This is a genomic window from Pseudomonas chlororaphis subsp. piscium, assembly GCF_003850345.1.
GTDB lineage: Bacteria > Pseudomonadota > Gammaproteobacteria > Pseudomonadales > Pseudomonadaceae > Aquipseudomonas > Aquipseudomonas piscium.
In genome coordinates, this window is sequence record NZ_CP027707.1 from 1,958,995 (window position 1) to 1,976,385 (window position 17,391).

Here is a 17,391-nt window from a genome sequence, read left to right on the forward strand (position 1 = left end):
CGTGAATCTGCACTGAGCAAGTCTGGATCGAGCCGCCAGTTGCTGGCGGCTCGATCGGGCAGGGCGTAGGGATGCTTACATCGACAGGATCAGGCGCCCGGCGAACAGAATCAGGATCACCCCCATGGTCCGTTCGAACCAGTGGCCCATGCGCATGAACAGCAAGCGCACCCGCGGGCTGGAAAAGAACAGCGCGACGATCACGAACCACAGCGCGTTCACGCAACACATCCACACACCGTAGAGCGCCTGCACCTTGAGCGGTGTGGTGGCGCTGATCACCGTGGTGAAAATTGCCAGGAAGAACAGCGTGGCCTTGGGGTTGGTGGCGTTGGTCAGAAAACCGGTCATGAAGGCCTTGGGCAAGGTCTGCCGTTGCGCCTGATCGTTGCCCGCATCGCTGCCTTCGATCGATGTCTTGGGTTTGCTGCGCAGCAGGCTGACCCCGAGATAAAGAATGTAGGCACCGCCCACCACCTTGGCCACGCTCAGCAGCCATGGCGTGGTGTGCATCAGCGCACCGACCCCCAACAGTGTGTACAGCACATGCACGGAAATCCCCGCGCCGATGCCGATGGCCGTGCACAGCCCGACCACCCGGCCAAAGCGCACGCTCTGGCGGATGGTCACGGCAAAGTCAGGCCCAGGAGCCACCACGGCGAGAAAGTGGATGGTGGCCAGGGCCAGGAATTCGCCTAGATAGTTGGAAAGCATTTCAACTCCAGAAGGTCAGGGGGGACGAGCTGCCGCGATAACCGACAAAAAAGGAAAGGCTCAGGCGCGGGTTGGCCACCCCCGGGGTGACGGCGTGCATGCGCCTTGAATTGAACATGATGAAATCCCCAGGCTCCGGGCGGACTTCCAGGGAGGGTGTGCCGAGCAGGGCGGGATCGATGCCGTAGCTGTCGCCGCGCATGTCGTCGAACTGGTCTGGCGAAATATCGTGATCCCACATCTGCAGGGCGCCGCCTGCGTCGGGCATGTTCAGGTAGAGGTTGCAGGCGAACTGCGCTTCCAGGCTGTGGGCCTGGAAGCTGTCGGGGGCGTCCTTGGCGAAAATGTCGTGATGGGCGAGGAAGCACACGCCGGGTTTCACCACCCGGGACAGGCCGACGTACATCTTGCGCCCGTACAGGTTTTCCAGGTGGGCGCCAGCTGGCCAAGACTCGTCGAGCATGCAGCGCAGGGTGTCGACGGGAGAGGCATAGGGTGAGCAACGCGAACGCAGTTCGTCGATGTTGGCGGTGGCGCGCTCGAAATAATCCTCGATCAGCAGCGGCTGGTTTTCCGCTTCATAAAACGCCATGCCGATGCGCCCGATGCTGGGGGCATTGATATAGCCCTCGAAGCCGGGGGCGAGAATCTTGTCACCCAGCTGGATCGCCTGGGCGTGCGGCAGGAAGTTCTTGATGCGCAGGGCGAGCACTTGTTCCTGGGCCAGTTTCTGTATGCACGTCTCATCGAGACGCTCGACGTCAAGCATCATCTGCAGATCCCTCTATCCGATAGTCGTCGAACCCGCGCACGCGGGTTTCCCCTGTGTCAGGCGATGCGTCGCGTGATGTGCAAGGCGACATCGCCGATGAATCAGTCCACGTCGTAGTGAACCGAAAGCATTCCTTTCTTTTGCGAGAGGGAGGCGATAGTGACGTTGCCCAGTTCCTTCAGGCGCTTCACGTGGGTACCCCCGCAGCCATAGGCGGGAAGCTCGCCGAAACCGATTTCCCGCGAACCTTCGCGCAGCGAGACCAGGCGCGGCAGGTCGGCGGCAATCCAGTGATCGATGCCACTTTGCAGGCTGTCGACGTCGAGTTCCTGCGGGCTGTCGCCGGGTTTGAAGGACACGCGGCCCTCGCCAGGCCAGTGATGGGCCTTGACCGGGACCCAGCCGCGGGTTTCGCCGAAATGGCCGATCAGGTGCCCGGCCGAGTGCATGCGGGTATTGAACTGGCGGCGCTGTTCATCGACCTGGACCTGGACCATGCCCGGTTGCACCGGCTGGCTGACGTAATGAACGATCCGTTCGGGTTCCTGGACCACGCGCAATACCTGGCTCTCGCCGATCCAGCCGGTGTCGCAGGGTTGGCCGCCGCCCTGGGGATGAAAAATCGTGGCACGCAAGACCACCGCGAACTCGTTGTCCTGCGGGGTGCATTCGAGCACTTCAACGTTGGCCTTGAGTTCATCATTATGAAAAAAGAGGCGAAGCGTCATATTCCGTGCCCTTATTAAAATGTCATTTTTAATTATATGGCGTGGCGGAATTGCGTGATAATCCGTTCAAACCTCAAAGGACTGTTGCGCTGTGAGCATAAATCTTCCCCTTCCGCTGCTGGGTGAAATGGCGATTTTCGTCAAGGTCGTCGAGGTCGGCAGCTTCTCCGAGGCCGCCCGCCAGCTGGGCTCTTCACCGTCTGCGGTAAGCCGCAGCATTTCCCGTCTGGAGAAGGCGCTGGCGACCCGCCTGCTGCAACGCACCACGCGCAAGTTGCGCTTGAGCGAAGGGGGCGAGGAGGTGTTCAAGCGTTGCAGCGAGATGGTCAGCGCCGCCAAGTCGGTGATGGAAATCAGCGGTCAGTTCACCCACGAAGCCGAAGGGCTGGTGCGGATCAGCGTGCCCAAGGCGGTCGGGCGTTTTGTCGTGCATCCTTATATGCCCGAGTTTCTGCGGCGTTACCCCAAGGTCGATGTCGAGTTGTTATTGGAAGATCGCGACATCGACCTGATCGACGACAACGTGGACCTGGCCATCCGCATCACCGATCGACCGCCGGCGGGGTTGGTCGGCCGCCAGTTGCTGACCATCGACCATATGCTGTGTGCCACGCCGCAGTACCTGGCCGAGCACGGGACGCCGAGCCATCCCCATGATCTGCTCAACCACAGTTGCATTTACCTGGGCGAAACCCCCAGCGACGCACGCTGGAAGTTCAAGAAGGGCAGCAAGTCGGTGACCGTCGGTGTGCGTGGGCGTTATGCGGCCAATCACACCGGGGTCCGGCTGGGGGCGGTGCTGGAACATATCGGCATCGGCAGCTTGCCGTACTTTACCGCGCGGCATGCCCTGGAGCAGGGCTTGCTGGTGCAGGTACTGCCGGACTGGACGTTTCTCGCTTCCTACCATGGCGGTGCCTGGCTGTTGCATTCGCCGACCCGTTACCTGCCGCCGAAGTTGCGGGTATTCATCGATTACCTGGTGGAGTGCCTGGCCAAGGAGCCGACCTTGAGCCGGCAGGGCAAGCAGGAGGCCAAAGGCTACGAACAGCCCGAAGGCGATGGCGCCGGTTGAGCCAGCCGCTCATGGGCAGAAAAACAAAAGGCCCGCCGGTTCAACCGTGCGGGCCTTTGTAGTGTCCGGGCCGGACTCAGTGCTTGCTGTCCTGGGCGGAGAGCGCCAGCAACTGCTTTTCCTGGTTCCAGTCGAACGGCTCATCGTTCTGTTCGGCCTCGTAGCGGCGCTCTTCAAGCGCCTGGTACAGGTCGATTTCTTCGTCGGGCATGTAGTGCAGGCAATCTCCGGCGAAGAACCACAGCAGGTCGCGCGGTACCAGATGGGCGACCTGTGGATAACGCTGCATTACCTGGCACAGCAGATCCTGGCCCAGGTACTGGCTTTCGATCGGATCGATCGGCAGCGAGGCGCGCAGTTCGTCGAAGCGTTCCAGGAACAAGGCATGGCTTTCTTCGGGAACCTGCTCGGCTTCACCCACGGCGACCAGGATACTGCGCAAATGGTCGAGCAGGACGAGATGATCGGCGACGACGTTGGACATGACATGAGTCCTCAACAGCAAAACGGGCGCGGGAGTATATAGCCCCCGCGCCCGGTTTCATAATCCGCCTGACGGTCTTGCGCCTTAGCGGGTTTTCCCTTCGCTCAGGGTCAGCTCTTCCTTGGTGAAGTCATCGACATCGATGACTTTGCGGCGGGCGGCTTCAGCCTCGCGCAGGGTCTGGGCTTCCACCGGCTGCAGCACGCCGGCTTCCATCGCGGCGTCGATGGCATGTTCGCCGGCGACCGGTTTGACCTGGCCGCTTTTCAGCGCCTCGTGCAGTTTTTTCTGCAGGGGATGGCTGGCACTCAACAAGTCGAAGGCCTGTTGCAGGGCGCCGACCGGGTCCTCTGCCGATTGTGGGCGGTAGCAGCCAGCCAGCAGTTCTTCCAGGGTCGGGTCGCCCTTGGCCCGACCGATGACCGCGGCGACCTCGGCGTCCAGCTGGTCGGACGGGCCTTTGTGGCGGCGGCCGAACGGGAATACCACCACCCGCAGCAGGCAGCCCAGCACTCGGTTGGGGAAGTTGTCGAGCAGTTCGTCCAGCGCCCGTTCCGAGTGGCCGAGGCTTTCTTCCATGGCCCAGGTGAACAGTGGCCGCAGGTGCTCCGGCGAATCCAGGTCGTGGTAACGCTTGAGGGCGGCGGAGGCCAGGTACAGGTGGCTGAGCACATCGCCGAGGCGTGCCGACAGGCGTTCGCGACGCTTCAGTTCGCCGCCCAGCAGCATCATGCTCAGGTCGGCCAGCAGGGCGAAGGCCGCGGCCTGGCGGTTGAGGGCGCGGAAATAACCCTGGCTGAGCTTGTCCCCCGGGGCCTGTTCCAAGTGCCCCAGGCCCAGGTTCAGCACCAGGGTGCTGGCCGCGTTGCTCACGGCAAAGCCGATGTGCTTGAGCAGCAGGCCGTCGAATTCGACCAGCGCTTGATCGTGGTCTTCGCGACCGGCCAGGGCCATTTCCTTGAGCACGAATGGATGGCAGCGAATGGCGCCCTGGCCGAAGATCATCAGGTTGCGCGAGAGGATGTTCGCGCCTTCCACGGTGATGAAGATCGGCGCGCCTTGCCAGCTGCGGCCCAGGTAGTTGTTCGGGCCCATGATGATGGCCTTGCCGCCGTGCACGTCCATGGCATGGCTGATGCACTCGCGGCCGCGTTCGGTCAGGTGGTACTTGAGAATCGCCGACAGCACCGAGGGTTTTTCCCCCAGGTCGACGGCGTTGGCCGTGAGCATGCGCGCGCTGTCCATCAGCCAGGCGTTGCCGCTGATGCGGGCCAGGGCTTCCTGGATACCTTCGAAGGCGTTGAGCGGGACGTTGAACTGCTCGCGCACCTGGGCATATTGGCCGGTCACCAGGCTGGTGAACTTGGCCGCGCCGGTGCCGACGGCCGGCAGAGAAATGGAGCGGCCGACCGACAGGCAGTTCATCAGCATCATCCAGCCCTTGCCGAGCATTTCCTGGCCACCGATAAGGAAGTCCAGGGGGATGAACACGTCCTTGCCCGAGTTCGGGCCGTTCATGAAGGCGGCGCCGAGCGGCAGGTGGCGGCGGCCGATTTCCACCCCGGGGGTGTCGGTCGGAACCAGCGCCAGGCTGATCCCCAGGTCTTCATCCTCGCCCAGCAGGTGGTCCGGGTCGTAGGCCTTGAAGGCCAGGCCGAGGAGGGTGGCGACCGGGCCCAGGGTGATGTAGCGCTTTTCCCAGTTCAGGCGCAGGCCAATGGTTTCCTCGCCTTGCCACTGGCCTTTGCAGATCACCCCGGTATCGGGCATGGCGCCGGCGTCGGAACCGGCCAGCGGGCCGGTGAGGGCGAAACAGGGGATATCGTCGCCACGGGCCAGCCGCGGCAGGTAGTGGTTACGCTGTTCGTCGGTGCCGTAATGCAGCAGCAATTCGGCCGGGCCAAGGGAGTTGGGGACCATCACGGTGGACGCCAGGTCGCCGCTGCGGGTCGCCAGTTTCATCGCCACTTGCGAGTGGGCATAGGCGGAGAAGCCCTTACCGCCGAACTCCTTGGGGATGATCAGGGCAAAGAAGCCGTGTTGCTTGATGTGCTCCCAGGCCGCGGGCGGCAGGTCCATGGACTGGCCGATCTGCCAGTCGCTGACCATGGCGCACAGCTCTTCGGTGGGGCCATCGATGAAGGCCTGTTCCTCTTCGCTCAGTTGCGCTTTCGGGTAGGCCAGCAGTTTGTCCCAGTCCGGACGGCCGCTGAACAGTTCACCGTCCCACCAGACCGTGCCGGCATCGATGGCGTCGCGTTCGGTTTGTGACATCGGCGGCAGGACTTTCTGGAACCAGCTGAACAGCGGGGCGCTGAAGTACTTGCGGCGCAGGTCGGGCAGTAGCAAGGGCGCCGCCACCGCGGCCAGCAGTACCCAGAAGATCAGCAGCAACCAACCCGGTGCACGGCTGAAGGCGCCCATGGCCAGCAGGTAGACGGCCACCACGCCCAAGGCGGGCAGGGGCGCGATGCGGCGGTGGGCCAGATAGGCAATACCGACCAGCAGAACCAGTATCCACAACAACAGCATATTTAATCCTCCGTGAAGCCAGGGGCAAAATCACCCAAAGAGCTTAGTCGGCATCCGACAAATGGGGTGACAGGGCAGTGCGCTTGAAGCGGTAAGAAGAAGCGGACGCAGCGCGTCAGGCATCGGGTCAGCAGCTTGTCGATCTTGTCAGGCTCGAGGCGGCAGCCTCTGATGTTTGGCCGAAACGTCGTTATCGCTGTGGCCAGGCCGTCGTTAGACTCGGGACTTCACTCGGAGATCATCCTCATGCACGAGTACTTGAGTCCCAGCCGCTTCATCGATAGTGACCACCCCGCGGTGGTGGAGTTCGCGGAAACTCATCGTGGCGCCAGCAGCGATCCGCTGGAGCAGGCGGTGAGCCTCTATTACGCGGTGCGCGAAACCGTGCGCTACAACCCCTACACCTTCAGTCGCGACCCCGAGACCCTGCGTGGCAGCCATGCCCTGGCCATTGGTGAAAGTTACTGCGTGCCCAAGGCCACACTGCTCGCCGGCTGTGCGCGGCATTGCGGGATCGCCGCGCGGATCGGCCTGGCGGACGTGCGCAATCACCTGTCGACCCCGCGTTTACTGGAATTGCTGCGCAGTGACGTTTTTGCCATGCACGGTTATACCGAGCTGTACCTGCAAGGGCGCTGGGTCAAGGCCACGCCGGCGTTCAACCGGAAACTCTGTGAGATGTACGATGTGGCGCCCCTGGAGTTCGATGGTCGCCATGACAGCGTATTCCACCCCTTCAACCGCCAGGGCGAGCAGATGATGGAGTACGTGCTGGACCACGGACAATTCGCCGACGTCCCCGAGACCTTCTTCTTCAAACACCTGGAAACCTGCTATCCGCATCTGTTCGCCGAGCAGATGCCGCTGCTGCTGGGCGACATGCAGGGTGATTTGAGTCAGGCCTGATCCGGCGTAGACTGCCTCGGCATTCATCACTGAGGAGCGGTCATGCTGAAGATCTGGGGTCGGAAAAACTCGTCGAATGTCAGGAAAGCATTGTGGTGCGCCGAAGAACTCGGCCTGACCTACGAGGCGGTGGATGCCGGTGGTGCTTTCGGCGTGGTGGATACCCCGGAATATCGGGCGCTGAATCCCAATGGGCGGATTCCGCTGATCGAGGACGACGGCTTTGTGCTGTGGGAATCCAACACCATCGTGCGTTATCTCGCCGCGCGCCATGCCACTGGTACGGCCTGGTACCCGAGCGATGTGCGGGCGCGGGCCTCGGCCGAGAAGTGGATGGACTGGACCACCTCGACCTTTGCCGAACCCTTCCGCCACCTGTTCTGGGGAGTGCTGCGCACGCCGGCGGAGCAGCAGGACTGGGACAAGATCAATGCCGCGCTGAACAGCTGCGGCGAACTGCTGGCGGTGGTCGACCAGGCCCTGGCCGAACATCCCTACCTGTCCGGTGACGAAATCGGCATGGGCGATATCCCGCTGGGCAGCTTCATTTATGCCTGGTTCGAAATGCCCATCGAGCGCCCGCCGTTGTCTAATCTGCAAGCCTGGTACACACGCCTGCAGCAGCGTCCGGCCTATCGCAAGGCGGTGATGACCGCGTTGACTTAATACTGACTATCAATACAGGTGACTGTACTTGTGCGGCGTCGGCAAGCACCATTGGGTGTATCCGGCGCCGTTGCAATGCAGGCGATCCGCCCTTACCTATAATGTTCTCCCTTCTTGGTGCGTAAATCCGATATGAGTTCCGCTCTGTCCATCCGGCAGCTAACCAAAACCTACGGCAACGGTTTCCAGGCCCTGAGTGGTATCGATCTGGATGTCGCTGAAGGTGACTTCTTCGCCTTGCTCGGCCCCAACGGCGCCGGCAAATCCACCACCATCGGCATCCTCTCGACCCTGGTGAACAAGACCAGCGGCACGGTGAATGTCTTCGGCCATGACCTGGACCGCGAGCCCGCCGCGCTCAAGCGTTGCATCGGCGTGGTGCCGCAGGAATTTAACTTCAACCAGTTCGAGAAGACCTTCGACATCGTTGTGACCCAGGCCGGTTACTACGGTATCCCGACCAAGGTCGCCAAGGAGCGGGCCGAGCAGTACCTGACCCAGCTCGGGCTGTGGGACAAGCGCGATGTGCCGTCGCGCTCGCTGTCCGGCGGCATGAAGCGCCGGCTGATGATCGCCCGCGCCCTGGTGCACGAACCGCGCCTGTTGATCCTCGACGAACCAACCGCCGGCGTGGATATCGAGCTGCGTCGTTCGATGTGGACCTTCCTCACCGAGCTGAACCAGAAAGGCATCACCATCATCCTCACCACCCACTACCTGGAGGAGGCTGAGCAGCTGTGCCGCAACATCGGCATCATCGACCACGGCACCATCGTCGAGAACACCAGCATGCGCCAGCTGCTCAGCCAGCTGCATGTGGAAACCTTCGTGCTCGACCTGAAGACCGACATGAAGGTGGCGCCGCAATTGATCGGCTATCCGAGCAAACTGGTGGACAGCCACACCCTGGAAGTCCAGGTCGACAAGGCCGTGGGCATCACCGCGCTGTTCAGCCAGTTGGCCCAGCAGAACATCGAAGTGCTGAGCCTGCGTAACAAAACCAATCGCCTTGAGGAGTTGTTCGTGTCCCTGGTGGAGAAAAACCTGTCGAAGGTGGCGGTATGAGTTCCGAGCTACGGCCCAACCTTGTCGCGCTGAACACCATCGTCTACCGAGAGGTCCGGCGTTTTACCCGGATCTGGCCGCAAACTCTGCTGCCGCCGGCGATCACCATGGTTCTGTACTTCGTGATCTTCGGCAACCTGATCGGCCGGCAGATCGGCGACATGGGCGGTTTCACCTACATGGAGTACATAGTCCCGGGCCTGATCATGATGTCGGTGATCACCAACTCCTACGGCAACGTGGTCTCGAGTTTCTTTGGCAGCAAGTTCCAGCGCTCCATCGAGGAACTGATGGTGTCGCCGGTGTCGCCGCACACCATCCTCGTCGGCTACACCCTGGGTGGTGTGCTGCGGGGGTTGGCGGTGGGCGTGATCGTGACGCTGCTGTCGCTGTTCTTCACCCACCTGCAAGTGCATCACCTGGGCATTACCTTGCTGGTGGTGGTCCTGACCGCGACCATCTTTTCGCTGTTGGGCTTTATCAACGCGGTATTTGCACGCAACTTCGACGATATCTCGATCATCCCGACCTTCGTGCTGACGCCACTGACCTACCTGGGCGGCGTGTTCTACTCCATCACCCTGCTGCCACCGTTCTGGCAGACGGTGTCGCTGGCCAACCCGGTGCTGCATATGGTCAACGCTTTCCGTTTCGGCATCCTGGGGGTTTCCGACATCCAGATCAGCGTGGCCATTACCTTCATGCTGGTAGCCACCCTGGTCCTGTACTTCGGTTGTGCCCGCCTGCTGGTCAGCGGTCGCGGCATGCGCCAGTAAGCTCGCACAGAAATAACAACGGCCTCCCTCGGGAGGCCGTTTGCGTTTCTACAGCCGGCTCTGCTTGCGACGGCGCCATTGCCGGCCGACCCACCAGCGCCAGTACAGCATGGTCAGGCAATAGGCGAGGGCGCCCAGCACCAGGCCGGCCACCACCGAGCCCAGCAGGAAGGGTTGCCAGAGGGTCGAGAGTTCGCCGCTGATCCATTCCCAGGTCAGCTCGTCGGGCAAGGTCCTGGCGGGCACGTTCATCAGCCAGGCACCGATCTGATAGGTGCAGAAGAACACCGGCGGCATGGTGATCGGATTGGTCAGCCAGACCAGGCTCACGGCAATCGGCATGTTGCCGCGCACGGAAATGGCCAGCACGGCGGCCAGCAGCATTTGCGCCGGGATCGGCATGAAGGCCGCGAACAGGCCGACCGCCATGGCGCGCGCCACGGAGTGCCGGTTGAGGTGCCAGAGGTTGGGGTCATGCAGCAACGTGCCAAGAAAGCGTAAGGACTTGTGTTCCCTGATGCTGGTCGGATCTGGCATGTAACGTTTGAATAGGCGCCGGGGCATAAGGCTTCTCGGTCAGTTCAGGCGGCAAGTATGCCCGGATTCTAAAAGGCGCCCATTCAGACTTTGTGACAAATGATAAAGCTGGCGCCCGGTCCGCTGAGCTAAGCCAGAGAGTGGGAACACTCAAAACTGCTCAAGGACGGGCTTATGCGCACAGGGATGCTGGCGTTGGCGGCGGGGCTGCTGAGCCTGCGCTTTTTGCCGGCGCTGCCAGCGATCGGATGGCTGGCCGTACTGCCGGTGGTGGCCTTGATGCTGCTGCCGTTTCGCACCTATCCATTGGCCTTTTTTCTGCTGGGCCTGGCGTGGGCCTGCATCAGCGCGCAATGGGCGCTGGACGATCGTTTGGCGGAACCGCTCGACGGACAGACCCGATGGCTTGAAGGCCGGGTGGTGGGGCTGCCGCAGCAGGCTGAGGGCGTGGTGCGTTTCGAGCTGGAAGGCGGACGGGCGCGGCGCGGACGGATCCCCCAACGCTTGCGCCTGGCCTGGTATGGCGGGCCACCGGTGCACAGCGGCGAGCGCTGGCGCCTGGCGGTGAAACTCAAGCGGCCCGTCGGCCTGGTCAATCTGCAAGCCTTCGATCATGAAGCCTGGCTGCTGGCCCAGCGCATCGGCGCCACGGGCACGGTCAAGGATGGGCAGCTGCTGGCCGCGACGCAGGAGAGTTGGCGTGCGCGCATTCGCCAGCGCTTGCTGCAAGTCGATGCCCATGGGCGCGCTGGTGGCCTGGCGGCGCTGGTACTGGGTGACGGCTCGGGGCTGAGCCGGGAAGACTGGCGTGTCCTGCAAGACACCGGGACCGTGCATCTGATGGTGATTTCCGGGCAGCACATCAGCTTGCTGGCCGCCGTGATGTACGCCCTGGTGGCGGGGCTGGCCCGTTACGGCCTGTGGCCGGGACGTTGGCCCTGGCTGCCCTGGGCCTGTGGGTTGGCGTTCGCTTCGGCCCTGGGGTACGGATTGCTGGCGGGCTTCGATGTGCCGGTGCGTCGTGCCTGCGTGATGGTTGCCCTGGTGCTGATCTGGCGCCTGCGCTTTCGTCACCTGGGCGCCTGGTGGCCGTTCCTGTTGGCGTTGAATGCGGTGCTGTTGTTCGAGCCGCTGGCCAGTCTGCAGCCAGGATTCTGGCTGTCCTTTACCGCGGTGGCGGTGCTGATCCTGATCTTCGGCGGGCGCCTGGGAGGCTGGCGCTGGTGGCAGTCCTGGACCCGCATCCAATGGTTGATCGCCATCGGCCTATGCCCGGTGCTGTTGGCGCTGGGTTTGCCCATCAGCCTCAGCGGGCCGCTGGCCAATTTGCTGGCGGAACCCTGGATCAGCCTGCTGGTATTGCCACCGGCGTTGCTCGGCACCTTGTTCCTGGCGGTGCCTTACCTGGGCGAAGGGCTGCTCTGGCTGGCCGGTGGTTTGCTGGACGTGCTGTTTCGCGGTCTGGCACTGCTGGCTGCCCAATGGCCGGCGTGGGTAGCGCCGGCCATACCGCTCTGGGCCTGGAGCATCAGCGCGCTGGGGGCCTTTCTGCTGTTGCTGCCCGCGGGCGTGCCGCTGCGTCCCTTGGGATGGTCGATGCTGCTGTTGATGGTGTTCCCGCCGAGAAACACGCTGCCATACGGCGAGGCGGAAGTCTGGCAGCTGGATGTCGGGCAGGGCCTGGCGGTGCTGGTGCGGACTCGCGAGCACGCAATGCTGTACGACGCCGGTCCGCGTTTTGGCGACTCCGATCTGGGCGCCCGGGTGGTGCTGCCGTCCTTGCGCAAGCTGGGCGTCGAGCACCTTGACCTGATGCTGCTCAGCCACGCCGATGCCGATCATGCCGGTGGCGCCGACGCTATCCAGCGCGGCTTGCCAGTGGCCAGGCTGGTCAGCGGCGATCCCGAGGGCTTGCCGGCCTATTTGCCGGCAGAGCCTTGCGCCAGCGGCGAGCAGTGGCAATGGGACGGGGTACGTTTTTCCCTGTGGCAATGGGCGGGTGCGCAGAACGGTAACCAGAAGTCCTGCGTGATGCAGGTCGAGGCTAAGGGCGAGCGATTGCTGCTGACCGGGGATATCGATGCCCAGGCGGAACGTGCGCTGTTGAATACCCCGCTGGCTGTCGAGACCCACTGGTTACAGGCGCCGCACCACGGCAGCCGCAGTTCGTCGTCCCCGGCCTTGCTCAAGACCCTTGCGCCTTCGGCGGTGCTGATTTCCCGGGGGCACGGCAATGGCTTCGGGCATCCGCACCCGCAGGTCGTCGAGCGTTATCGCCAGCAAGGGACCGTTATTTACGACAGTGCGGAGCAAGGAGCGCTGCGGTTGATGCTGGGTACCTACACCGAACCGACGAGCCTGCGGGCGCAGCGACGCTTTTGGCGCAAATGGCCACTATCTCCTTAAATAACCGGGAGTTATTAAAGCCTGAAGGCATGCGACATCAGGTTCTTCGGTGCATTCGGCCCCTATGTTAGAGTGGCGCACTTTTTCGAGGGGACTGTCACTGTGTGGGAATTGGTCATATCCGGCGGCTGGATGATGTTGCCGATCATTCTGAGTTCCATTGCCGCGGTCGGCATCATTGCCGAGCGCCTGTGGACCCTGCGGGCCAGCCGTGTTACTCCGCCGCATCTGCTGGGGCAGGTCTGGCGCTGGATCAAGGACAAGCAACTCAATAAGGACAAACTCAAGGAACTGCGCGCCCATTCTCCTCTGGGGGAAATCCTCGCGGCCGGCCTGGCCAACTCCAAGCATGGCCGCGAGGTCATGAAGGAGTGCATCGAGGAAGCCGCCGCCCGGGTCATTCATGAACTGGAGCGCTACCTCAATGCCCTCGGCACCATCGCCGCCATGGCGCCGCTGCTGGGCTTGCTGGGTACGGTGCTGGGCATGATCGATATTTTCAGCTCGTTCATGGGGTCGGGCATGACCACCAACGCCGCGGTGCTGGCCGGTGGTATCTCCAAGGCGCTGATTACCACCGCGTCCGGCCTGATGGTCGGTATCCCGGCGGTGTTCTTCCACCGTTTCCTGCAACGCCGGGTCGATGAACTGGTGGTGGGTATGGAGCAGGAAGCCATCAAACTGGTCGAAGTGGTGCAAGGCGACCGCGACGTCGATCTGGCCGAGGGCAAAGCGTGAAATTCCGCCGCAAGCCACGGGAAACCATCGATATCAACCTCGCGTCGCTGATCGATGTGGTGTTTATCCTGCTGCTGTTTTTCGTCGTGACCACCACCTTCACCCGGGAAACCCAGTTGCGCGTCGAGTTGCCTGAGGCCGTCAGCGGCTCGCCGGCCGAAGACCAGCAGACCAAACAGCTGGATATTGCCATCAGCGCCGACGGGGTGTTTTCGGTGAACAACCAGGTGCTGCCCAAGAGCGACCTGGCCAGCCTGATCGAAGCCTTGCAGAAGGAGTCGGCGGGTGACACCAACCTGCCGCTGTCTATCAGTGCCGACGGCAAGACCCAGCACCAGGCCGTCATTACTGCGATGGATGCCGCCGGCAAGCTCGGTTTCAGCCATCTGCGCATGACCACCGTCGAGGCGGCGCCAGCACCCTGATGGCCATGTCCGATCGTTTGCTCGCTGCCTGGTACAACGGCCACCCCGCGCTGAGCCTTCTGCGACCCCTGGAATGGCTCTACCGACGGGTGGTGGTGCGCAAGCGCGAACGCTTCCTGGCCGGAGAGGGCAATGTCTACCAGCCGCCGGTGCCGCTGGTGGTGGTGGGTAATATTACCGTCGGCGGTACTGGCAAGACGCCGTTGATCCTGTGGATGATCGAGCATTGCCAGCGCAGCGGGCTGCGGGTCGGCGTGGTCAGCCGGGGTTACGGCGCCAAGCCGCCGCAATTGCCATGGCGGGTCGCCGCCGAGCAGAGCGCCGATGTCGCTGGCGACGAACCCTTGCTGATCGTCCAGCGCACCGGCGTGCCACTGATGATCGACCCCGACCGCAGCCGCGCCGTGCGGGCCTTGCTAGCCGCCGAGCCGCTGGACCTGATTCTCTCCGACGACGGCATGCAGCATTACCGCATGGCCCGCGACCTCGAACTGGTGCTGATCGACGCAGCGCGCGGGCTGGGCAACCGACGCTGCCTGCCGGCCGGGCCGCTGCGCGAGCCGGTCGAGCGCCTGCAAAGCGTCGACGCGGTGCTCTACAACGGCGCCAGCGACGATCGCGAGGATGGCTTCGCCTTTCGCCTGGCGCCCACCGCCCTGGTCAATCTGCAAAGCGGCGAACGCCGCGGGCTTGAGCACTTCGCGCCGGGGCAGGCACTGCACGCGGTGGCCGGCATCGGCAATCCGCAACGTTTCTTCACTACCCTTGAAACGCTACACTGGCAGCCTGTCCCGCATGCTTTCGCCGACCACGCCGAATACAGCGCGCAGGCGCTGAGTTTCACCCCGTCGCTGCCGCTGGTCATGACCGAAAAGGATGCGGTGAAGTGCCGTGCCTTCGCGGCTGCCGACTGGTGGTACCTGGCGGTGGATGCTGTGCCATCCCCGGCCTTCGTGGCCTGGTTCGATACACAGTTGATGCGCCTGTTGCCCGCTCGTCTTTTGCCTTAAACGCTTCTATCCAGGGAATTCTCATGGACACCAAATTGCTCGATATCCTCGCTTGCCCGATCTGCAAGGGACCGCTGAAGCTCAGTGCCGACAAGACCGAGCTGATCAGCAAGGGCGCCGGCCTGGCCTATCCGATTCGCGATGGCATCCCGGTCATGCTGGAAAGCGAAGCCCGCACCCTCAGCACCGACGAGCGCCTGGATAAATGACCACAGCCTTTACCGTTGTCATTCCAGCCCGATTCGCCTCCACCCGCCTGCCGGGTAAACCGCTGCAGTTGATCGCCGGTAAGCCGATGATCCAGCACGTCTGGGAACAGGCCTGCAAGAGCGCCGCCCAGCGCGTGGTAGTGGCGACCGACGATGTGCGTATCGTCGAGGCCTGCCAGGGCTTCGGCGCCGAAGCGGTGCTGACCCGCGAGGACCACAACTCCGGGACCGATCGCCTGGCGGAAGTCGCCAGCCAATTGGGGCTGGCCGCGGACGCCATCGTGGTCAACGTCCAGGGCGACGAGCCGTTGATCCCGCCAGCGGTGATCGACCAGGTGGCCGCCAACCTGGCCGCCCACACCGAGGCGAGCATGGCCACCCTGGCCGAGCCGATCGAAGACGTCGAGACCCTGTTCAACCCGAACGTGGTCAAGGTGGTCAGTGACATCAATGGCTTGGCCCTGACTTTCAGTCGCGCCACCTTGCCCTGGGCGCGCGACGCCTTTGCGAAAAACCGCGACCTGCTGCCGGAAGGCGTGCCTTACCGCCGCCACATCGGCATCTATGCCTACCGCGCCTGCTTCCTGCATGACTTCGTCAGCTGGGGCCCGTGCTGGCTGGAGAACACCGAGTCACTGGAGCAGTTGCGGGCCTTGTGGCACGGCGTGCGTATCCACGTCGCCGATGCCCTGGAAGCGCCGCCTGGTGGTGTCGATACCGCCGAAGACCTTGAGCGCGTTCGTCGCCTGCTGGAGGCCTGATGCGGGTTCTGTTTGTCTGCCTGGGCAATATCTGCCGTTCGCCGACGGCGGAGGGCGTGTTGCGCCACAAATTGCGCGAAGCGGGGCTGGCCGATCAGGTCGAAGTCGCGTCCGCAGGGACCGGCGAATGGCACATCGGCAAGGCGCCGGACAAGCGCAGCCAGCGCGCGGCGCTGTTGCGCGGCTACGACCTGTCGGCCCAGCGTGCCCAGCAGGTCAGCAGCGCGGACTTTGCCCGCTACGACCTGATCCTGGCCATGGACGAGAGCAATCTGCGCAACCTCAAGGCGCTGCAGCCGGCCCAGGGCAAGGCCGAACTGGACCTGTTCCTGCGTCGCTACGAGGCGGCGGTGGACGAGGTGCCGGATCCTTACTACGACGGTGAGCAAGGTTTCGAGCAGGTACTGGACCAGATCGAATACGCCAGCGACCGTCTGGTGATCGAACTGAAGGGGCGCCTATGAGCTTGCATCTGCAGTCCCAGGTTTCCCTCAAACCCTTCAACACTTTCGGCGTCGATGTGCGGGCGCAGCTGTTCGCCGAGGCCTACAGCGACGCCGACGTACGCGAGGCGCTGGCCTATTCGGCGCAGCATCAACTGCCGCTGCTGGTGATTGGCGGCGGCAGCAATCTGCTGCTGACCGCTGATATTCCGGCGCTGGTCTTGCGCATGAGTACCCGGGGCATTCGCCTGCTGAGCGACGATGGCCAGCAAGTGGTCGTTGAGGCCGAGGCCGGCGAAACCTGGCATCCGTTCGTGCAGTGGACCCTTGAGCAGGGCTTGTCCGGCCTGGAAAACCTCAGCCTGATTCCAGGGACCGTGGGCGCGGCACCGATGCAGAACATCGGTGCCTACGGGGTCGAGATCAAGGATGTGTTCGCCGGCCTGACCGCGCTGGATCGGCAGAGCGGCGAGCTGCGCGATTTCAGCCTGGAACAATGCCAGTTCGCCTACCGCGATAGCCTGTTCAAGCAAGAGGCTGGCCGCTGGCTGATTCTGCGGGTGCGTTTTGCCCTGGCCCGCAGCGAGCATCTGCACCTGGAATACGGCCCGGTGCGCCAGCGCTTGAGCGAGCAGGGCATCGAGCAGCCGACGGCCAGCGATGTCAGTCGCGCCATTTGCAGCATCCGCAGCGAGAAGCTCCCGGACCCGGCCGTGCTGGGCAATGCCGGCAGCTTCTTCAAGAACCCGGTGGTGTCCGCTGCGCTGGCAGCCGAGATCAGGCAGCGGCACGCGGGGCTGGTGGGTTATCCACAGCCGGACGGGCAGGTGAAACTGGCGGCCGGCTGGTTGATCGAGCAGGCGGGCTGGAAAGGTTTTCGTGACGGCGATGCCGGCGTCCATCGCTTGCAGTCGCTGGTGCTGGTCAACCATGGCCATGCCACGGGCCTGCAGCTGTTAAGCCTGGCGCGAAGGATCCAGCAGGACATCGTCGAGCGCTTCCAGGTTCAGCTGGAGATGGAGCCCAATCTCTATTGAGCCCGTTCAGTTGAACTAAGCTCAGAGCGCGTCACCAAAGCCTTGCACGGGTTCACTCCCTGCAAGGCTTTTTTGTTAATTGCGGCTTAACTTAGCCTGCTAACAAT

The 17,391-nt window shown here is 63.2% G+C and carries 19 protein-coding genes; 13 read left to right on the forward strand and 6 right to left on the reverse strand.

Going from position 1 to position 17,391, the window contains the following annotated elements; all coding sequences use genetic code 11:
* Nucleotides 1–75: 75 nt before the first annotated feature.
* The 3 genes from C4K38_RS08935 to C4K38_RS08945 form a co-directional block, all read right to left on the reverse strand.
* Nucleotides 76–714 (reverse strand): LysE family translocator, encoded by a 639-nt coding sequence (locus tag C4K38_RS08935; protein ID WP_016702183.1) that lies wholly within the window; start codon nt 712–714, stop codon nt 76–78.
* A gap of 1 nt (nt 715) precedes the next feature.
* Nucleotides 716–1,486 (reverse strand): 2OG-Fe(II) oxygenase, encoded by a 771-nt coding sequence (locus C4K38_RS08940; protein WP_053278041.1) that lies wholly within the window; start codon nt 1,484–1,486, stop codon nt 716–718.
* 101 nt (nt 1,487–1,587) lie between these two features.
* On the reverse strand, nt 1,588–2,214 hold the full coding sequence (locus C4K38_RS08945; protein ID WP_053278042.1) for a serine-tRNA(Ala) deacylase AlaX: 627 nt from the start codon (nt 2,212–2,214) through the stop codon (nt 1,588–1,590).
* Between the two features lie 91 nt (nt 2,215–2,305).
* On the opposite strand from C4K38_RS08945, the gene C4K38_RS08950 reads away from it, so the two are divergent.
* Nucleotides 2,306–3,289, forward strand: a complete 984-nt coding sequence (locus C4K38_RS08950) for a LysR family transcriptional regulator (protein ID WP_053278043.1) — start codon at nt 2,306–2,308, stop codon at nt 3,287–3,289.
* Between the two features lie 76 nt (nt 3,290–3,365).
* Here C4K38_RS08950 and C4K38_RS08955 read toward each other — a convergent pair whose 3' ends face one another.
* Both C4K38_RS08955 and C4K38_RS08960 read right to left on the reverse strand, forming a co-directional pair.
* Nucleotides 3,366–3,773 carry a PA2817 family protein gene (locus C4K38_RS08955; RefSeq protein WP_007931642.1) on the reverse strand — a complete coding sequence of 136 codons (408 nt, stop codon included), beginning with the start codon at nt 3,771–3,773 and terminating at the stop codon, nt 3,366–3,368.
* An 84-nt stretch (nt 3,774–3,857) separates the two neighbouring features.
* Complete coding sequence (locus tag C4K38_RS08960; RefSeq protein WP_053278044.1) at nt 3,858–6,305, reverse strand: acyl-CoA dehydrogenase; 2,448 nt, start codon at nt 6,303–6,305, stop codon at nt 3,858–3,860.
* A gap of 246 nt (nt 6,306–6,551) precedes the next feature.
* Here C4K38_RS08960 and C4K38_RS08965 point away from each other — a divergent pair, with 246 nt between their 5' ends.
* The 4 genes from C4K38_RS08965 to C4K38_RS08980 all read left to right on the forward strand — a co-directional run bounded on the left by C4K38_RS08965 (nt 6,552) and on the right by C4K38_RS08980 (nt 9,718).
* Nucleotides 6,552–7,211 carry a transglutaminase-like domain-containing protein gene (locus tag C4K38_RS08965; protein ID WP_053278045.1) on the forward strand — a complete coding sequence of 220 codons (660 nt, stop codon included), beginning with the start codon at nt 6,552–6,554 and terminating at the stop codon, nt 7,209–7,211.
* Between the two features lie 42 nt (nt 7,212–7,253).
* Nucleotides 7,254–7,877 carry a glutathione S-transferase family protein gene (locus C4K38_RS08970; protein WP_053278046.1) on the forward strand — a complete coding sequence of 208 codons (624 nt, stop codon included), beginning with the start codon at nt 7,254–7,256 and terminating at the stop codon, nt 7,875–7,877.
* Between the two features lie 132 nt (nt 7,878–8,009).
* Nucleotides 8,010–8,942 (forward strand): ABC transporter ATP-binding protein, encoded by a 933-nt coding sequence (locus C4K38_RS08975; RefSeq protein ID WP_053278047.1) that lies wholly within the window; start codon nt 8,010–8,012, stop codon nt 8,940–8,942.
* Nucleotides 8,939–9,718, forward strand: coding sequence for an ABC transporter permease (locus tag C4K38_RS08980; RefSeq protein ID WP_053278048.1), 780 nt, complete (start codon nt 8,939–8,941; stop codon nt 9,716–9,718). The genes C4K38_RS08975 and C4K38_RS08980 overlap by 4 nt, the downstream gene beginning before the upstream one ends.
* 48 nt (nt 9,719–9,766) lie before the next feature.
* Here the strand turns inward: C4K38_RS08980 and C4K38_RS08985 are convergent, their stop codons facing one another.
* Nucleotides 9,767–10,282: a DUF2062 domain-containing protein gene (locus C4K38_RS08985; RefSeq protein WP_053278049.1), complete on the reverse strand. Its 516-nt coding sequence runs from the start codon at nt 10,280–10,282 to the stop codon at nt 9,767–9,769.
* A gap of 147 nt (nt 10,283–10,429) precedes the next feature.
* Between C4K38_RS08985 and C4K38_RS08990 the strand changes: the two genes are divergently transcribed.
* The 8 genes from C4K38_RS08990 to murB all read left to right on the forward strand — a co-directional run bounded on the left by C4K38_RS08990 (nt 10,430) and on the right by murB (nt 17,284).
* A complete protein-coding gene (locus C4K38_RS08990; RefSeq protein ID WP_053278050.1) occupies nt 10,430–12,661 on the forward strand; it encodes a DNA internalization-related competence protein ComEC/Rec2 in 2,232 nt (743 codons plus the stop codon).
* 102 nt (nt 12,662–12,763) lie between these two features.
* A complete protein-coding gene (locus C4K38_RS08995) occupies nt 12,764–13,399 on the forward strand; it encodes a flagellar polar localization protein PocA (RefSeq protein WP_025804353.1) in 636 nt (211 codons plus the stop codon).
* Nucleotides 13,396–13,824, forward strand: coding sequence for a flagellar polar localization protein PocB (locus C4K38_RS09000; protein ID WP_009047818.1), 429 nt, complete (start codon nt 13,396–13,398; stop codon nt 13,822–13,824). The genes C4K38_RS08995 and C4K38_RS09000 overlap by 4 nt, the downstream gene beginning before the upstream one ends.
* Nucleotides 13,824–14,834, forward strand: a complete 1,011-nt coding sequence (gene lpxK, locus C4K38_RS09005; RefSeq protein ID WP_053278051.1) for a tetraacyldisaccharide 4'-kinase — start codon at nt 13,824–13,826, stop codon at nt 14,832–14,834. The genes C4K38_RS09000 and lpxK overlap by 1 nt, the downstream gene beginning before the upstream one ends.
* 23 nt (nt 14,835–14,857) lie before the next feature.
* Nucleotides 14,858–15,043, forward strand: coding sequence for a Trm112 family protein (locus C4K38_RS09010; RefSeq protein WP_007931663.1), 186 nt, complete (start codon nt 14,858–14,860; stop codon nt 15,041–15,043).
* Nucleotides 15,040–15,804 (forward strand): 3-deoxy-manno-octulosonate cytidylyltransferase, encoded by a 765-nt coding sequence (kdsB, locus tag C4K38_RS09015; protein WP_053278052.1) that lies wholly within the window; start codon nt 15,040–15,042, stop codon nt 15,802–15,804. Before C4K38_RS09010 ends, kdsB begins: the two co-directional genes overlap by 4 nt.
* On the forward strand, nt 15,804–16,268 hold the full coding sequence (locus tag C4K38_RS09020) for a low molecular weight protein-tyrosine-phosphatase (RefSeq protein ID WP_053278053.1): 465 nt from the start codon (nt 15,804–15,806) through the stop codon (nt 16,266–16,268). Before kdsB ends, C4K38_RS09020 begins: the two co-directional genes overlap by 1 nt.
* Nucleotides 16,265–17,284: a UDP-N-acetylmuramate dehydrogenase gene (gene murB, locus C4K38_RS09025; protein ID WP_053278054.1), complete on the forward strand. Its 1,020-nt coding sequence runs from the start codon at nt 16,265–16,267 to the stop codon at nt 17,282–17,284. Before C4K38_RS09020 ends, murB begins: the two co-directional genes overlap by 4 nt.
* The last annotated feature ends 107 nt before the right edge of the window (nt 17,285–17,391 follow it).

Excerpts from the sequence above, each read along its gene's own strand:
- C4K38_RS08935 (WP_016702183.1), bottom strand. The coding sequence starts at position 714 with ATGCTTTCCAACTATCTAGGCGAATTCCTGGCCCTGGCCACCATCCAC.
- C4K38_RS08940 (WP_053278041.1), bottom strand. The coding sequence starts at position 1,486 with ATGATGCTTGACGTCGAGCGTCTCGATGAGACGTGCATACAGAAACTG.
- C4K38_RS08945 (WP_053278042.1), bottom strand. The coding sequence starts at position 2,214 with ATGACGCTTCGCCTCTTTTTTCATAATGATGAACTCAAGGCCAACGTT.
- C4K38_RS08955 (WP_007931642.1), bottom strand. The coding sequence starts at position 3,773 with ATGTCCAACGTCGTCGCCGATCATCTCGTCCTGCTCGACCATTTGCGC.
- C4K38_RS08960 (WP_053278044.1), bottom strand. The coding sequence starts at position 6,305 with ATGCTGTTGTTGTGGATACTGGTTCTGCTGGTCGGTATTGCCTATCTG.
- C4K38_RS08965 (WP_053278045.1), top strand. The coding sequence starts at position 6,552 with ATGCACGAGTACTTGAGTCCCAGCCGCTTCATCGATAGTGACCACCCC.
- C4K38_RS08970 (WP_053278046.1), top strand. The coding sequence starts at position 7,254 with ATGCTGAAGATCTGGGGTCGGAAAAACTCGTCGAATGTCAGGAAAGCA.
- C4K38_RS08975 (WP_053278047.1), top strand. The coding sequence starts at position 8,010 with ATGAGTTCCGCTCTGTCCATCCGGCAGCTAACCAAAACCTACGGCAAC.
- C4K38_RS08980 (WP_053278048.1), top strand. The coding sequence starts at position 8,939 with ATGAGTTCCGAGCTACGGCCCAACCTTGTCGCGCTGAACACCATCGTC.
- C4K38_RS08985 (WP_053278049.1), bottom strand. The coding sequence starts at position 10,282 with ATGCCCCGGCGCCTATTCAAACGTTACATGCCAGATCCGACCAGCATC.
- C4K38_RS08990 (WP_053278050.1), top strand. The coding sequence starts at position 10,430 with ATGCGCACAGGGATGCTGGCGTTGGCGGCGGGGCTGCTGAGCCTGCGC.
- lpxK (WP_053278051.1), top strand. The coding sequence starts at position 13,824 with ATGGCCATGTCCGATCGTTTGCTCGCTGCCTGGTACAACGGCCACCCC.
- C4K38_RS09010 (WP_007931663.1), top strand. The coding sequence starts at position 14,858 with ATGGACACCAAATTGCTCGATATCCTCGCTTGCCCGATCTGCAAGGGA.
- kdsB (WP_053278052.1), top strand. The coding sequence starts at position 15,040 with ATGACCACAGCCTTTACCGTTGTCATTCCAGCCCGATTCGCCTCCACC.
- C4K38_RS09020 (WP_053278053.1), top strand. The coding sequence starts at position 15,804 with ATGCGGGTTCTGTTTGTCTGCCTGGGCAATATCTGCCGTTCGCCGACG.
- murB (WP_053278054.1), top strand. The coding sequence starts at position 16,265 with ATGAGCTTGCATCTGCAGTCCCAGGTTTCCCTCAAACCCTTCAACACT.